This window comes from Vibrio sp. VP6, from assembly GCF_028823755.1.
GTDB lineage: Bacteria > Pseudomonadota > Gammaproteobacteria > Enterobacterales > Vibrionaceae > Vibrio > Vibrio parahaemolyticus.
Map to the genome: position 1 here is coordinate 1 of NZ_JAPEID010000006.1, position 15,472 is coordinate 15,472.

Here is a 15,472-nt window from a genome sequence, read left to right on the forward strand (position 1 = left end):
TGACTGCTGAAAAGATCAATAACCTAGTTACCTGTTACCCTGGTTTCAAAACCTTAGCGCTACTGTTCCTAGTATTGCTGGGTGGCTTGCTGATGGCCGAAGGCTTCGCAATCCATATCAATAAAGGGTATGTATACTTTGCGATGGCGTTTGGTTTGGTGTTGGAACTGTGTCACATCCAACTAAAGAACAAACAGCGCCGAACTATCCAGCGAATCAGGCCGATGCATCAACCAACCGTGGTTTATGGTGTCCGATAACTTACTAAAAAAGCCGCTCAAGAGAGCGGCTTTTTTGTGTGCTTTTCTTTCAATTTTATTTGCTGATTCAGAATTTGTCGTTTCGACAAAAAGTTGCATTTGTTGCATTGGATTGAATTTTTTATATAAACCGCCCAATCCACACGAGTGAATAAAATAAATGAACAAGCTGATCGATGCGTTAGCAACGGATGGTTACTACATTTGGGATGACTTTCTTTCTGAAGACGAAGTAACCCAATTACGTGATTGCATACCGGATAATTGGAAGAAAGCACGCATTGGTCGAAATGATGATGTGACCCGAATTGAATCAATTCGTAGTGACAAAATTCAATGGTTAAAACCAGCTATGGGCCAGCCAATCGCGAATTATTTGAGCAAAATGGAAGAGATTCGACAAGAGGTGAACCGCCATTTCTTCTTGGGTTTGTTTGAGTATGAAGCACACTTTGCAAAGTACGAAAAAGGCGATTTTTACCAAAAACACCTCGATTGCTTTAAAGGGAACGAAAACCGTCGCTTAACCACGGTGTTCTACATGAATGAATCTTGGAGTGAAGAGGACGCGGGCGAACTGGTCGTCTATGACCTCAATGACAAAGAAATCGCGACAATACCGCCTCGTGGGGGGCGTCTACTGGTGTTCTTATCTGAACAGTTTCCTCATGAAGTGCTACCGACTAACGCGGAGCGTTTCAGTATCGCAGGCTGGTTCAGAATTAATGGTGTGAGAGATAACCTTCTGGACATCGCGAGTTAACATCTAGACACTAAATACTAAAAAGGGCGCGTGATGCGCCCTTTTTAATGTCCAGAAATCGGCTTTTAATGACAAATAGATATGTTGTAGCAAGCCGTCATATTCTGCTCTAACACCTCATAGACGTGAGCGCAGAGTTTATTCTGCTCAATTAGGTCATCCATGATCTCAGCAATTTGTGTTTGACTCATTCGTCCTCGATAAGGGCGATCTTGCGATAGTGCCTGAAACACATCGGCAACGGCAATAATACGAGAAGGGATGTCGAGTTCTTCTGCTGTTTTGTGGTAAGGGTAGCCAGAACCGTCCAAGCGTTCATGGTGATTTGAAGCCCATTCTGCGATTTTGGCGTTTGGGAACACCTTATGCAGCGCAAGTTGAGTATCTATCGTATGTCGTTTGATTCGCGTGTATTCCTGCTTACTGAGCGCGCCTTCCTTATGTAGAATTTCATCCGGCGTCTTTAGCTTACCTATGTCGTGAACCAAACCGGCAATAAACAGCATTTCTTGGTCGTGTTCATCGAGTCCTAATTTGCCCGCCAAATAGCGCGATAACTCAGCAACTTTCTGCGAGTGTTGATAAGTAAATGGGCTTTTCGCATCGACAATGCGCGCCAGAAATAATCCAAGGCTGTTCATGTCCCAAATGGTTAACTGTTTTTGTAACCAATCAATGCTCTTAAAATTCAGACCAATGGTTTCGATGTTTTCTGATTCCATTGCGAACCAAAATCCGTCGGTCATGATGAGCTTAACCATAGCTTCGCACATAACGGGATTAAACAAGGTACCAGCATTCGCCAATACACATTCTGCAATCAATTCCTCATGCAGCGTGACAATGTCACAGTGGCAGTTCATTACATAGCGCGCACGCATGAAGTCTAGTCGATCAGAAAGGTAGAGTAGGGCCGCAACGTCTTTTTCGAATTCAGGCAGGTCGAGATGTTGCAGCTCATCCCAATGGGTGTGGTGATAAAGCACTGGAACGGCAAATTGACTTAAAAGGCGACATTGTTTGAGCGTTTGGTAGCCGCGCAGACAGTGCGCTTTAGCATCTTGAGGGATGAGCTCGTCCAGCAACATTTTATGTTCTTGCGTTTCAGAGACGCCACAATCGTGAATCATGCCTGCAAAGTAACAAAACTCTGCTTTCTTTAAATCCCAATTTAAGGCTAGAGCGCATTGGTAGGCGATGTATGCGACACGGTGACTGTGGTGAGTGTCATCGACACCTACATAGTCGAGTGCACGGGCGACCCAGATAAGTGCTTGTTTTAGATCGACTTCAAAACCCGCAATAGCATCGGGAGAGGAAGAATGCTTCATTATTTATACCGACATGTTTTTAAGCCCACGCAAACCGACATCATGGCCTGATATTTAGAGAAAGGGCGCGACAGCGAAAAGAACCCTTAAAGGTGGGCTATTTGGACGTAATTTTAATTATGGCGTAGATAATAATCCTAGTTGCATAAGAATATCACTCGAAGCTCACTGTTTAACGTCAGTTCTTTGAGCTGAGTATTGGTTTTAAAAGATTCTTGTTGCTTTGGTTGACTTCTTTGAAAACGACAATAAATCATGATGCAACGTATTCTTATTTCTACTTTTGACTAAAACATCAGCAAACAAAGGGGGAGAGACGACTTTAGGGTTTTCGGCCTCAAAGTGACGGTGCACGTTTTGCTGCCACTCTCAATGTAATTCGTAAGGACGGTGCAGATGGAATACCTATTGTGGTGGTCACTGTAGGAAAGAAAACATCCCCATTTTGTTTCTTAATTAGCTCAATGAGTTAAAGGAAGAAAAGGTAAACGACTCGATTGCGAATTTGTGAAGCCGCAAAGAAGAGTTGCCTGAAAAAACTACTAGACTAAATGCTCCAACTCAAAAGGAATTTGTATGTTGAAACATTGTTTGTATCGCAGTTACACCAAAGGGCTAAAAATCGCCGCGCATGTGCTGCCACTTCCACGGCCGACGCTGTTTTCTGGTTCGGGAGCCGTATCTGAGTTGTTGGAGGCGATATCTGATCTAGGTTTTCGACGTTTGTTGCTAGTGACCGATGAGGGATTAGTTCGAATCGGTATGGTAGGTAAAGTCTTGGAGCAAACGCAGGGGTTGGGTTTACAGGTGGGCGTGTTTTCTGAAGTAAAACCAGACCCAACTTACGATCAAGTGGAAGATGGATTACGTATTTACAACGCCTCTCAATCGGAAGCCATTTTGGCGTTAGGTGGCGGATCTGCCATTGACTGTGCAAAAGTGATTGCTGCAAGAGTAAGTAACAAGCGCTCAATCAAAAAGCTCTCAGGACTTTTCAAAGTATGGCGAACCCCAGCGCCTCTGTTTGTTATTCCAACCACTTCTGGCACTGGTTCTGAAGTGACGATCGCGGCAGTGGTTTCAGACCCAGACACACATTTAAAAACGCCCTTGATGGACCCGAAACTGGTGCCGATTATGGCCGCGCTCGATCCTGACTTGCTTATCGGTTTGCCAGCCAAAATCACTGCTGACACAGGGATTGATGCGTTAACTCATGCGGTAGAAGCCTACATTTCGCGCAATGCGACACCAGAAACTCAAGCGTATTCAGTCGCTGCAATCAAATTGATATTTCGTTATTTACCCAAAGCAGTGGCTCAGGGGGGAGATATTGAAGCTCGATACAAAATGGCCATGGCGTCTTACTACGCAGGGCTAGCTTTTACCAAGGCAAGTCTTGGGTACGTGCATGCTTTCGCGCACAACTTAGGGGCAAGGTATGGTTTGCCACATGGCATGGCAAATGGATTAGCGTTGCTACCCGTCTTAAAGTTCTCTTTGCCTGAAATTGAAGATGAGCTAAGAACGCTTGCCGAGAAGACCAATATCAATACGAAAGACAAACCAAGTGCTGAGCATTTCTTGGAACAGATTGAATCCTTGTACGATGCTATTGGTATCGAAAAATGTACAACAGCCATAAAACAAGATGATATCGAAGACTTGGTTGACCTGATTCTGAAAGAGGCACATTGGAATTACCCCGTTCCCAAGTTTATGAATTCTGAAGAATGCGCTCGCTTATTGATAGAAATAAGCGCTTAGATTGTTTGTGTAAATATAATTTTACGGCCGTGGTTTTTTATCCTTACACTTTGCTTGATCTTCTCTCAAAGATCCTACAATATCGTGTTTATTACAAATATGGTGTCAGTTTTGGTGCGCCGTTGCCCGATCTGATGCTGATATCTTCCAATAAGATGTAAAGATAAATATACAATGAGTCGTTCTAAAGTGTTTGGTAGTACCCTAATTATTGCTGGTACTACAATTGGGGCTGGTATGCTAGCTCTTCCTCTTGCCTCCGCTGGCATTGGTTTTACTACATCACTGGTCATCATGTTGAGTTTGTGGGCGTTAATGGCCTTTACTGCGTTACTGATGCTTGAACTTCACCAATATGCTGAAAGTAGTGCAACACTTCATACCTTGGCGAAACAAATCCTTGGTCAAAAGGGTAAGTGGGTTGCCAGTTTTGCGATGCTATTTTTGTTCTACTCATTGTGTGCGGCATACATCGCTGGGGGCGGTGCACAATTTGGTGACCGCTTATCTCAGTGGTTTGAGTTAGACATTTCTGGTCCGACAGCGACAGTGATTTTCACTCTGATCGTTACTTTAGTGGTGACTATTGGTACAGGAACAGTTGATAAAGTAAACCGTGTGTTGTTTGCGTTAAAGCTAGTCGCAATGGTTGCGGTACTGTCATTTTTAGCGCCAAACGTTACCGAGTCATACTTGCTAAGCATGCCTATCGAACAGGGACTTATTGTTGCGGCGATTCCAGTGATTTTCACATCGTTTGGTTTCCACGGAAGTATTCCTGCAATCGTAAACTACCTAGATGGCGATACGTCATCTTTGCGCAAAGCGGTTATTGTTGGTTCGACGATTCCTTTAGTTATCTACATTTTCTGGCAAATCGTTACCTTAGGCGTAGTAAGCCAAGATGCGCTTATTGAAAACGGTGGCTTGAGTGCACTTATTGGTCAATTATCTCAAACTGTTCACAAATCCAACTTGAGCAGCATTGTAGGTGTATTTGCCGACCTTGCACTTCTCACCTCGTTTTTAGGTGTGAGCTTAGGTTTGTTCGAATTTTTAGGTGATACGATCAAAGGCAAAAGTGAGAAACCAAATCGCTTGTTAGCTGCAGTGATTACGTTTACTCCACCACTTGGTTTTGCGCTTTTCTATCCACAAGGCTTCATTATGGCGCTGGGTTACGCGGCGATTGCATTGGCTATTCTTGCGATTTTCCTTCCTCTTGTCATGGTGATCAAGGTTCGTCGTTCCGATAATTTCTCTGGTGAATACCGTGTCGCTGGTGGGCAAGGAGCGCTAGTCGTCACTGGTATAGCGGGTACGGGCATCGTTTTAGCGCAAGTGCTCATTACTTTAGGTGTATTACCTGCTCTAGGTTAGTTCCACTGCTTAAATTGAACGTGAAAAGCCAATAGGGAAACCTGTTGGCTTTTTTAATCTGGATCAAATTACCGTAAGATATTCGGTGAAAAAATTGGCGGAAAACTGTTTTTATTTCGTACACTTAGGTTGTGGTATATCAATTATTTAAGTGGGGAAAAGCCGCTCTAAGATCATCAAAATTTCTGACAGAAAGGAGCTTTTTCTTCTGGTTTCTCTACTTGGGTGTGGAGGTGAAGTATGGCGCACCGGAGTTTTTACCCGTTTGCTAAACCGCTTAATGAGCAACTGCAAACGTTGAAGAATAGAATGCAGGCACATTTGCCGTGCATCGATAGGGTGTCGTTTGCGAAATATCACCCTCACCAAGACATGCTCAAATCTTTCGCCGAAAGTGAATTTGATACTTGGTGCTTGGCCCATCATGAAGCGCCGTTTAGAAAGCTCCACAACCTTACTATCTCCGCTGAAAATGCAATACCACGTATTGTCGATGATCTTCACGACATCAATCATTGTTCCCGCATACAAACCCTGCTTAAAGAAGGCTATCAGTCATCAGTCGCGATTCCTTGCTATGACAACAAAGCCTTTACCGGATTTGTCTTTTTAAATTCTACCCAGCCCCAAGCTTTTAAGCTTGAAGCATTGAATGGACTTAAGCCTTATTTTGAGATGGTTCAATTTGCTGTTGAGTCTGAGGATCATGTCGTTCATGCCATCGAAACGCTTGCCGATCGAATGCTGGGTATGATGCCGAGTTATTCGCCAGAATATTATGCCCATACTAAACGGATGAAATATTACAGCCAGTTAATCGCCACACAACTCGCGGATCATCATCATTTTAATGACGAAACGGTTGAGCATATTGGTACGTTTGCGCAGTTTCATGCATTGAGCGATATTCAACTGCCGATAGAGATAGCCTGTAGTAGAACACGTTACACGAGAGAGCAGGAGGCGATTCTTCTTCAACATATCGAGCAGTGTATCGAATCTGCAGACGATATAGTGGCGCGTATTGGTAATCCAGTTCACCCAAGCGTGACGCTGTTTTTGCAGATGATTACGTACCAATACGAAAACCTTAATGGTTCTGGTTATCCGTACGGTTTGAAGAAAGAGGCGATCCCAATTGCAGCGCAAATCGTTGCAGTGGCTAACGCATTCGATGTGCTTACGACTCACCACCCATATCGCCAAGCTTGGTCGATACCTTACGCCTTGCTGGAGTTGGAGAAATGGGTGTATCAAGGATTGTTGTCCAGAGAATGTGTCAACGCGCTGCGTGAGCATCAAAATTATCTAAAACAAATCATCCATAAATATCCTGAGCACTACACAGGCTTAGGGCTGATGTAATCCCCGTAAACGAAGGAGCACAAATATTGACTAGGAGGAAATTATAAACAATACTGTTTTTATATACAGTATTTAGTTTGGAGGTGAAGTATGTTGTGGGAAACCCTTGAGAGAGTAAACCGCTTACGCCAACAAGCACTTGCGAACCCTGAGTTTGTGCAGTCAGCGAAAGAGCACGAAGAAGCACTTCAGGAGCAAGAATATCATTATCATGCAAAGAAAAAGCGTTCAGCTAAAGACAAACAAGGTAAGAAGTCGCTGGCCGATATCTATAAAGAAGTAGAATTTGGCGCTGACGCTCGTCATTAAATTAACCGCTATGGCGTCATTTCAATCCTTCAACGCCATAGGTCAAAAACGAGAACTCAAGTATCTCGAGTTTACTTGGGTTGAATATCAGTCTTGCATTTTTATTGTATTAACGTGTAGATAAACACCCCTAAATTTAGGGGTGTTTAATTAGATGTCTGCTTTGCGTACAAAGTGAGGATTTTTGTATTTCTTCTCTGGACCAAAAGTGGATATAACCAATTTGTTCCACAGTGTTTTGTCGAACTCGCCTTTTGGAATGGAAGGGTAGAGTGTTTCTTCTTCTTCCCTCGCAAAATTCATGTACTGCTTTTTCTTGATTTGGTTGTATTTTTTCGCAATCTGATTGTGTTTTTGAACCCACTCCAATTTGTATTTTCGAAGTGCCTTTTCACCATCTTCTGCATTCATACGCGACATGAACAGCCGCTTATACGATACCTTTCTATCTAACATGGTACGCATGACTGTTTGGATGTACTTACCGTGGTGCGTAATGGTGATGTCGTTTTCGTCAATAGGAGTAACACACCAGCCTTTAGGTAGAAAGTCTGGTTTTTTAAACTGTTTATTACGCTCCATTAGCGCCTGATGTAAAACCAAATCAGAGGTGCCGCGGAACGTTTTTTGCCATTTACCGATACGAATTTGAATCGAACCAGGCAAGCGATAGATGTTAGTAAACTTATCTTTGTCCATGGACTTGTGTCATGAAATTAATATGCAATATGAGAAATAGGTAATCAGCTCACCGAGTCATCGGTAAGAAGTTGAGCTGAAGTTCGTTACGATTTTACAACGACCTTGCGTTATATAGCGAGGGGTTATGTCAATAATAGGTAAGAAATAAAAAATTAGTTTAAATTGTGAATGGATTTAACTAAATGGAGCCACCTGCATTGCGATTTTCAGGTGGCTTGTACAGTGCTTAAACAGCTTCTTCTAGTTGTTTAGCATCTTCTTGCTCAATCTGTTGAAGGTGTCTATTCGCTTGTTGTAATTGGTACATTTGAGCGTAGCGACCATTTTGTTGCAATAAGGCTTTATGCGTGCCTTGTTCGACCAAGTCACCATGGTGTAGAACCACAATTTGGTCTGCATCCAATATGGTGGACAGTCGGTGAGCAATGACCACCAACGTCATGTTCTGGCGCAAAACTTTTAAGCTTTTTTGAATGAGAGCCTCAGTTCCGGAATCGATGTTCGCCGTTGCCTCATCCAAAATTAAGATTTTTGGTTTCGCCACTAACACTCGGGCTAACGCAAGTAATTGCTTTTGACCTGCCGAAAGGTTGGTTTCACCTTGGCCGAGTTGAGTGTCTAAGCCGTTTGGATAGCGGTGAATTTGCTCCGACAAACCTACCTTATCTAACGCATCCCATATCTGCTCATCGCTCACTGCTCGGCTAAGAGAAATGTTCTCTCGTACAGAGGCTGGGAGAATGTGCGGATCTTGTTGAACCATTGCTACGTCTTTGCGAAGTACGTCTTTACCCAATGTATTAAGTGGCCGCCCATCAATCAATAACTCGCCCACATTGGTTGGATAAAAGCCCATGAGCAAAGATGCTAACGTGCTCTTGCCGCTGCCAGTATGGCCGACCAGCGCGATAAAATCTTGATGAGCGGCTTTCAAGGAGATGTCTTTCAATACATCTTGCTTGCCATCATAACTGAACGTCAGATTACTTAGCTCAATTGAGCCCGTTTTAAGTGGTTTATGATCGTCACCGTAAGTTTGTGGCTTCGCATCAATCAACTCAAAAACACGTTCACTCGACACCAACGCTTGTTGTAAAAGTGCAAGTTGTTGGGTCATTTCAATCAGAGGTTCGGTCACACGCGCCAAATAACTGATGAACGCATAAAGTACACCGACACCAATCAACTCGACACCATTAAAGCCAAAGATGGCAACTAAGCAGAGTAGGGCAAGGCCAGCCAACAGATCCATGAGAGGCCGCAGCAGATACCCGTTTAAGCGAATCACTTTTTTGGACGCGACCAAATGCTCAGCAGTGAGTTCGTTAAATTGTTTGTTAAAGCGCTCTTCTTGTTGCATCAGCTGAATCACGCTCATCCCTTGGATTGATTCGCTTAAGTTGGCGTTAATGTCCGTGAGCAAGTCACGCATTCTGCGATAACTCTCGGTACTGAGTTGTTTAAACAGATACATAAAGCCAATTACGATCGGTAACAGGACGAGAACAACCAGCGTCAACTTCCAACTCATGAAGAACATGACACCCAACATCACCACGATCATCACAACGTTCTTAACCACGGTCGCGATTAACAACTCGTAAAACTGCTGAAGTGATTCTGTATCATTCGTGATTCGAGAAACAAGCTTACCGGCAGGCGTGTAGTCAAACGCAGAAAGTGGCTGTTTGATCACTCCCGAAAACACTTGCTTGCGAATGGTTTTGATCGTGTTCGTTGCCACCATGCTAAATTGCAACGATTGAAGATATTGGAACGTTGCTGAAATGACTTGAAGTGACACGTAGCCCAACGCTAAAGCAATCAATACGTTACGAGAGTAGTCGCCTTTGGCAATGTGTTCATCAATAAAATACTGGATCAACCAAGGGCCACTCGCACTCGCTAACGCCGCGATAAACAGCAAAGCTAAGCCTTTTATCATTGGCTTCGGCTGAGACAATGGATAAGACAACAACCGCTTAAATGTACTGGTTTGTTTCATTGATTACTCCTCCATTGCTTGTTCGAGTTTTTGGTACTGGAACATTTCTGCGTACCAGCCTTGGTGTTCGAGTAGAGAATGATGTTTTCCTCGCTCGGTGACATGGCCATGATTAAGAACGATGATTTCATCAGCCGCTTCCAATGCGGTTAATCGGTGTGCGATAACGATCAACGCTTGATCACGGTAGTGTGTTTCAAGGTTCTTGAGAATCTGGTGTTCGGTTCGACCATCTACGGCGGATAGGGCATCATCTAAAACTAACACTTGAGCGTTGAGAAGCATGGCGCGTGCAATCGCAATGCGCTGCTTCTGACCGCCAGAAAGAGTAATGCCTTTTTCGCCAACTTCGGTTTGGTATCCGTCAGGGAATTTCTCTATATCGTCGTGGATACACGCCAATTTCGCTGCTTGATAAACTTGCTCCTTTGTTGCTTGAGGATTGCCAAGGGCGATGTTGTCAAAGATCGATTTTGAGAACAAAAATGGACTCTGATTCACAACCGCAAAGCGATTACGCCATTGAGGTAAGATAGCGTCTTTGATTTTGACATCACCAAACTGAATGGTGCCATTTTCTAAATCATGTTGACGCAATAGCAGGGTGAGTAACGTCGATTTACCACTGCCTACTGGGCCAGCAATTCCGAGCATTTTCCCTGGCTCTAACGTTACGTCCACAACGGCAAGAGCTGGTGGGAGTTCTTTACTCCAATGGAACGCGTCAATCTTGATGTGCAGCGGTAATGGTTTTTCATCTAAAGGCTGTGTGCCACCGATGATCTCTGGTTGTTCATCGAAGATTTCTTGTATCCGATTCCATGCGGCAGAACCGCGCTCTAAGATGTTAAACAAGAATGCGAACGCCAGCATTGGCCAAATCATCAAACCCAAGTACATGGTGAAGGCTGTCAAATCACCAAGAGTGATTTCGCCTTTGTCGACCAGATACGCGCCTGCCGCCACACTAAGAAGAAACGAAAGACCAATCGTCAACTGAATCGCAGGGTCAAAGCGCGCATCTACTCTTGCTACCGCGATGTTTTTAGCACCAGTATCGTCAACGACATCTTCAAATCGTTGTTGCTCTTGGTTTTCTAAACCAAAAGCACGCAGCATTCGCACACCATTTAGGGATTCTTGCGTCATATCGGACATCGAAGAGAATGCTTCCTGCGCGACACGAAAACGTTGGTGAAGAATGCGGACGATAAAGAAAATAATTACCGCGAGAAATGGCATTGGCAACAGGGCCACAACGGTCAGTTTCCAACTGACTTGCGTGACCATGATGATCAATACTGCTATGCCTGTGATAACCGAGTCGGCTGCCGTTAATACCCCTTCGCCAGCTGTCATAACGATGTTTCTTACGTCGTTCGTGCCGCGCGCCATCAAATCGCCAGTTTTGTATCGTTCAAAAAAGCGGGGAGGTTGAGTCGAAAGGTGGCGGTAAAGGCGGTTGCGTAAAATGGTTCCAAGTTCCCAACTCGCACCAAATAGCCATATACGCCAGAGGATTCTGCACCCGTAGATGGTGAAAAGTAGAACAATAAGGCCTAACAACCACATGATTAACGTGTTTGTTTCTAATGTGTTATCAACAACGCCATCGACAATCACTCCGACTGCCTTGGGTGGAACCAGCTGAAGGGCAGAGATTACTGCAAATAAAAGAATGGAACCCACATAATGTTTCCATTTTTGTCGGAAATACCAACGCAGCTGCCAGAAAATTCTCATTACGCCTCCTGCTTTAAATTATTGAATTTGTTATGGAACTATTATTGAGCGAAATGATGAGTTTACAAGCACAATTTTTGAGCGAAGAAGAAAACAACAGATTGTGTCGATTTTGAATATATGCACTCAGGAATTACTTGCTTTCTCGCTGCAAGAAAACCATGCAACAAAATTATGTGAAATCTATGTTAAGTTGAGGTTTTGGCGCATAAGTGAGCGCTAAAAGTAGAAAGCTTCAAAATGTACAATTTTGAAGCTTGTTTGGGAGGGTTTTTAGCAGTCTTCAGTTTGAATTCCATAGCGAAGTTGTCCGCCTGGTGTTTTAGGGTAGTACACTTCGACATAACACAGGTGATGGATGCTCACGGGTTTGTTGGCAAAGCCGATAAGGAAGTAGGGTTCAGTCTCTGAATCGGCGCCGTACCATTTGTTGATGGTGAGTTGTGGGTCAAAACCGGCAAGCTCTTTTGCTGGAATCACGTTTTTGATTAACCCAAAGTAACCAATAAGATCGTTTACTCCGTCGTTATCTAAGTCGATGTTTCGCGTGTCTTCTGAGTTGATGTTCTCTTGAGACTGAATAACGGCTTTAGTGTAAACAAGGTTGTTGGCTGTCATTAGCGCTTCTCTTGCGCCATACAAAACGGCAATTCGTGCGTCTTTTTGTATTCCGAGGAACTTGGGTAGGGCAACAACGCCAACAACACCAAGAATGATGATGCACATTATTAACTCGATAAGGGTAAATCCTCGTGAACCACACACAACCAGCCTCCAGCTTTGTCATTTTATAGGCTGCTATTCTGGAATAAAAATAGGGTTATATCGGTATTAAAAAAGAATGAGAAGGTGTGACTGCCATTGCAAATCTCATATATAAAACAAGTTGCCTATTTATTCATTAGAGATTGAAGCGGTTTCTCAATTGGGATTTTAAAGAGAGGAGGGAAAAGGAAAAAAAATGAATAAAGATGTGCTCGGGAGGAAAAATCTCCCGAGCCGGAGTATTTAAGATGCGTCCGTTACCGTTTGGCCACTGCGTTTAAATACAAATCGCCAGATAAACAGGACTACTGCGATATAAGCTAAGCCGACACCAAGTGCTTGCCACTCCATACCGTTATACATCGCGATAGGCATCAGAGAGATGATAAAGATATCGGTAATTGAACCAGGCACATAAGCAATGGCGTAGTCATCCAGAACTTTGCTACGCATTTTAGGGTCAACAATGCGCAATAGCGCGATGCCCATTGCAACTGTGCCTGTTAGCCAGCCCCAGGAGAATATGCCTTTTTCAAACCAATCATCGCCCATAATTCGAGGCGCAACCCAGAAGATCAGCCACAACGTAAATGCGATGCCACCAATGGCGAGTACGATCATTGGCGCAAGGTACTGAGCAAGAACAGTAATTTTGATTGCCGAAATACCAAATATGATCAGGTAGTCGGTGCTGATACCAGCTGCATGCTTAAATGCTCCATCACAAAGGTATCGTGACGCTTTGGTTTGTTTCGCGACAATTCGCACGAGCATTCCGCCCAAAAAGCCCGTTACAAATGTCGGAATTTGTACTTTGTCGTGGAACGACGATAAGTAGTTTGCTGCGACATAAGAGAAAGCCGTAACGACGACGACAAGGGCTGCGTGAATAGCAAATGAATCCACAGAGAGTGAAGACATTGTGTCTTTCATCACTGGTTCTTGTTCTGTTGGTTTTACAAGACCTTTTCGTTCATGTTCATCCATGCTGTCAAAAGTTGTAAAGCTTCGAATCCAACCCATTTTTAGAGCAAATTGAAGCATCAGCATGCCGATGGAAATTGAGATGAAGATACCGACTGTCGCAAAGGTCAAACCAAGCGTGAAGCCATCTTCCCAGCCAAGACCCGTGAAAATATCTCCCACAACTGAGGCTGAACCGTGACCACCCATGAAACCCGCCGACATTGTTACGCCAAAACCAGGATTGATTTCTGGCCAGAAAAATGTAGTTAAGAGCAGGCCAAACATTGCAGCAAATAACCACTGTGAGACAGAAGCAATTTGGTTAAATGCCCATAACGAGCCTGCACGTTGTGCGACAACTTTTGGGGATGGAACATCCGTTGCTAACCCTAACGCAGAAAAAAGTGCAGCGGTTAATAGGCTTGCGTTAGCGGTAAACGTGTCTGTCCACGGTAATAGATCGAGCATGGCAGGGCCAAACACGAGACCAAATAAACCTGCCAATACAGCAGATGGAATGTACATGCGTTGTAGCAATGGCGTATGCACGCGAATCACTTTCGCTACAATCAAAAGTAAGCCTGCGATGGCTAAGTCAGTCAGCATTAGACCTTTTGGCATTTTTTGTCCTCCAGTAAATGCATTCAAGGGGCATCATCCTTTTGACCAACCTTGATGAAATAAATAACTCCACGTAAGAAAGCGCGAATACGAAATCTTTCGAGTGCGGAGCAATGGTCGTTTCAATCAGCGCTCAAGTGCGCTAAAAATCATGAAATGAATATAATTGTCGAGAATGTTCGTGAACTGTTGAGAAACTCGAGCAAGTTTCTCGATTTTATTTTTGATAGTTCACTCAGGAAGGGCGTGTATCCTAGTCAGTTTGAATAGGCAATGCAATTGAGCAGAATCAATAAAATAAGCCTAATAAAACATCAATCATAGGTAGGTGTTTGATAAATAAAAATATTGTATGAAAAATTAATTTTATCGATACGACAATTATTTGTAATTATCAAGATGGGAAGGTGGTTGAAGTTTAATGAAGCCAAGAGTGGAGCTAGAGATATGGCCAGAAAAAGCACACTGTGATAAGAGCCAATGTGCTTATCAACTTGTCGTTAGAGTCGATTATCACCGGTACTAAATGCAATGATTTGACTGATTTCGGTGAGGCTACGACCGCTCTCCTTTTGCCATTGCATAAACGCTAGGGTTGCTGCATCGTGAGATTTTTTGGTGTCTTTTCCGCCTTCGATGATTTTGCAATTGCGCAAGTATGCTTCCACATCGTTAGACAAAATAAACGTATCAGCACCCATTTGACGTAAAGTATATGGCCCTGTATTACCGCCCAAACGGCTGCCATGTTTTTTTAGATACGCCCAAAGCTCAGTGATTTTCTCCTGAGGCCAATCTGCGACCATTTTGCCAAATGACCCATGCTGGATTGATGCTTCGTGGATCATTCGAGCATTGGCAGGAATCGACATCACTTTCGTTAGGTGGCGAATAATGCGCTCATCGGTTGCTTTGGTTTCCCATTGTTCGTCAGACAGCATCAGCAATGGTTCAATCTTAAAGCCGAAAAAGACCTCTTCGAAGTTCGGCCATTTCTTACGAACTACGCTCCACGAGATGCCACTTTGAAATACCTTCATCGAAAATGCCGCTAACCAACGGTCGTTTGGAATGGCTGCTAACTCTTCTCTACTTAATGGATGCGACAGCAGTGCTTCGAGCTGATCTTCTCCACCTTTTCGTTCGGCGGCACGTTGATAGATGGCGTCAAATTTTTCGATACTCATAAAAGAAGTTAACCTTAGTGTATGTCGATATTTAGGAAACATACTACGCTTAAGTGGCTGAATCGTAAATTGATGGAGTATCACAAATGAAGAAGGTCACATTAACGTTTGTTGGAGAAGGTTCGGAGCGTATTGCGGATAAATTCTATTCTTGGCTTGCTGATGGTGGATTAGAAGACAGCCTAATTGAGACTCTATCGGATAGAGAAGTGTCGGTGGTCGGTATTAGTGATATGGATAACGAAACGCGCGATGTGGTGATTACGACAGAAATGAATTAGCGCGTTGTGCGCGGTCAAAACCAAAAG

Annotated in this window: 14 protein-coding genes; 7 read left to right on the top strand and 7 right to left on the bottom strand. The window is 43.7% G+C overall.

Annotated features, from left to right (window positions below; translation table 11 throughout):
• Both OU793_RS05600 and OU793_RS05605 read left to right on the top strand, forming a co-directional pair.
• A partial coding sequence (locus OU793_RS05600) for a hypothetical protein (protein ID WP_274647737.1) occupies positions 1–260 on the top strand: 260 nt, incomplete at its 5' end.
• A 160-nt stretch (positions 261–420) separates the two neighbouring features.
• Complete coding sequence (locus OU793_RS05605) at positions 421–1,023, top strand: 2OG-Fe(II) oxygenase (protein WP_005454888.1); 603 nt, start codon at positions 421–423, stop codon at positions 1,021–1,023.
• A 65-nt stretch (positions 1,024–1,088) separates the two neighbouring features.
• Here OU793_RS05605 and OU793_RS05610 read toward each other — a convergent pair whose 3' ends face one another.
• Complete coding sequence (locus tag OU793_RS05610) at positions 1,089–2,354, bottom strand: HD-GYP domain-containing protein (protein WP_005480753.1); 1,266 nt, start codon at positions 2,352–2,354, stop codon at positions 1,089–1,091.
• A gap of 576 nt (positions 2,355–2,930) precedes the next feature.
• Here OU793_RS05610 and OU793_RS05615 point away from each other — a divergent pair.
• The 4 genes from OU793_RS05615 (at position 2,931) to OU793_RS05630 (ending at position 7,175) form a co-directional block, all read left to right on the top strand.
• Complete coding sequence (locus tag OU793_RS05615) at positions 2,931–4,121, top strand: iron-containing alcohol dehydrogenase (protein ID WP_029833960.1); 1,191 nt, start codon at positions 2,931–2,933, stop codon at positions 4,119–4,121.
• Positions 4,122–4,295: 174 nt separating this feature from the next.
• Complete coding sequence (locus OU793_RS05620; RefSeq protein WP_025441825.1) at positions 4,296–5,501, top strand: aromatic amino acid transport family protein; 1,206 nt, start codon at positions 4,296–4,298, stop codon at positions 5,499–5,501.
• A gap of 240 nt (positions 5,502–5,741) precedes the next feature.
• Entirely contained in the window at positions 5,742–6,866 is a 1,125-nt protein-coding gene (locus tag OU793_RS05625) for an HD-GYP domain-containing protein (protein ID WP_159404123.1), read from the top strand.
• 90 nt (positions 6,867–6,956) lie between these two features.
• Complete coding sequence (locus OU793_RS05630; protein ID WP_005455055.1) at positions 6,957–7,175, top strand: hypothetical protein; 219 nt, start codon at positions 6,957–6,959, stop codon at positions 7,173–7,175.
• Positions 7,176–7,325: 150 nt separating this feature from the next.
• On the opposite strand, the gene OU793_RS05635 is transcribed toward OU793_RS05630, so the two are convergent.
• The 6 genes from OU793_RS05635 to OU793_RS05660 all read right to left on the bottom strand — a co-directional run bounded on the left by OU793_RS05635 (position 7,326) and on the right by OU793_RS05660 (position 15,164).
• A complete protein-coding gene (locus tag OU793_RS05635) occupies positions 7,326–7,874 on the bottom strand; it encodes a hypothetical protein (RefSeq protein ID WP_015296689.1) in 549 nt (182 codons plus the stop codon).
• 229 nt (positions 7,875–8,103) lie between these two features.
• A complete protein-coding gene (locus OU793_RS05640) occupies positions 8,104–9,882 on the bottom strand; it encodes an ABC transporter transmembrane domain-containing protein (RefSeq protein WP_025520887.1) in 1,779 nt (592 codons plus the stop codon).
• Positions 9,883–9,885: 3 nt separating this feature from the next.
• Positions 9,886–11,625 (bottom strand): ABC transporter transmembrane domain-containing protein, encoded by a 1,740-nt coding sequence (locus tag OU793_RS05645; RefSeq protein WP_159404122.1) that lies wholly within the window; start codon positions 11,623–11,625, stop codon positions 9,886–9,888.
• A 273-nt stretch (positions 11,626–11,898) separates the two neighbouring features.
• Positions 11,899–12,390, bottom strand: coding sequence for a type II secretion system protein (locus tag OU793_RS05650; protein WP_140103720.1), 492 nt, complete (start codon positions 12,388–12,390; stop codon positions 11,899–11,901).
• A 243-nt stretch (positions 12,391–12,633) separates the two neighbouring features.
• Positions 12,634–13,977 (bottom strand): sodium/glutamate symporter, encoded by a 1,344-nt coding sequence (locus tag OU793_RS05655; RefSeq protein WP_005454913.1) that lies wholly within the window; start codon positions 13,975–13,977, stop codon positions 12,634–12,636.
• A gap of 500 nt (positions 13,978–14,477) precedes the next feature.
• Positions 14,478–15,164: a DNA-3-methyladenine glycosylase I gene (locus OU793_RS05660; RefSeq protein WP_180793911.1), complete on the bottom strand. Its 687-nt coding sequence runs from the start codon at positions 15,162–15,164 to the stop codon at positions 14,478–14,480.
• An 86-nt stretch (positions 15,165–15,250) separates the two neighbouring features.
• On the opposite strand from OU793_RS05660, the gene OU793_RS05665 reads away from it, so the two are divergent.
• A complete protein-coding gene (locus OU793_RS05665) occupies positions 15,251–15,445 on the top strand; it encodes a hypothetical protein (RefSeq protein ID WP_005455030.1) in 195 nt (64 codons plus the stop codon).
• The last annotated feature ends 27 nt before the right edge of the window (positions 15,446–15,472 follow it).

Bases quoted from the DNA above. Each gene is read 5' to 3' on its own strand.
- OU793_RS05665 (WP_005455030.1), top strand. From the start codon at position 15,251: ATGAAGAAGGTCACATTAACGTTTGTTGGAGAAGGTTCGGAGCGTATT.
- OU793_RS05630 (WP_005455055.1), top strand. From the start codon at position 6,957: ATGTTGTGGGAAACCCTTGAGAGAGTAAACCGCTTACGCCAACAAGCA.
- OU793_RS05620 (WP_025441825.1), top strand. From the start codon at position 4,296: ATGAGTCGTTCTAAAGTGTTTGGTAGTACCCTAATTATTGCTGGTACT.
- OU793_RS05655 (WP_005454913.1), bottom strand. From the start codon at position 13,977: ATGCCAAAAGGTCTAATGCTGACTGACTTAGCCATCGCAGGCTTACTT.
- OU793_RS05605 (WP_005454888.1), top strand. From the start codon at position 421: ATGAACAAGCTGATCGATGCGTTAGCAACGGATGGTTACTACATTTGG.
- OU793_RS05625 (WP_159404123.1), top strand. From the start codon at position 5,742: ATGGCGCACCGGAGTTTTTACCCGTTTGCTAAACCGCTTAATGAGCAA.
- OU793_RS05640 (WP_025520887.1), bottom strand. From the start codon at position 9,882: ATGAAACAAACCAGTACATTTAAGCGGTTGTTGTCTTATCCATTGTCT.
- OU793_RS05660 (WP_180793911.1), bottom strand. From the start codon at position 15,164: ATGAGTATCGAAAAATTTGACGCCATCTATCAACGTGCCGCCGAACGA.
- OU793_RS05645 (WP_159404122.1), bottom strand. From the start codon at position 11,625: ATGAGAATTTTCTGGCAGCTGCGTTGGTATTTCCGACAAAAATGGAAA.
- OU793_RS05635 (WP_015296689.1), bottom strand. From the start codon at position 7,874: ATGGACAAAGATAAGTTTACTAACATCTATCGCTTGCCTGGTTCGATT.
- OU793_RS05615 (WP_029833960.1), top strand. From the start codon at position 2,931: ATGTTGAAACATTGTTTGTATCGCAGTTACACCAAAGGGCTAAAAATC.
- OU793_RS05610 (WP_005480753.1), bottom strand. From the start codon at position 2,354: ATGAAGCATTCTTCCTCTCCCGATGCTATTGCGGGTTTTGAAGTCGAT.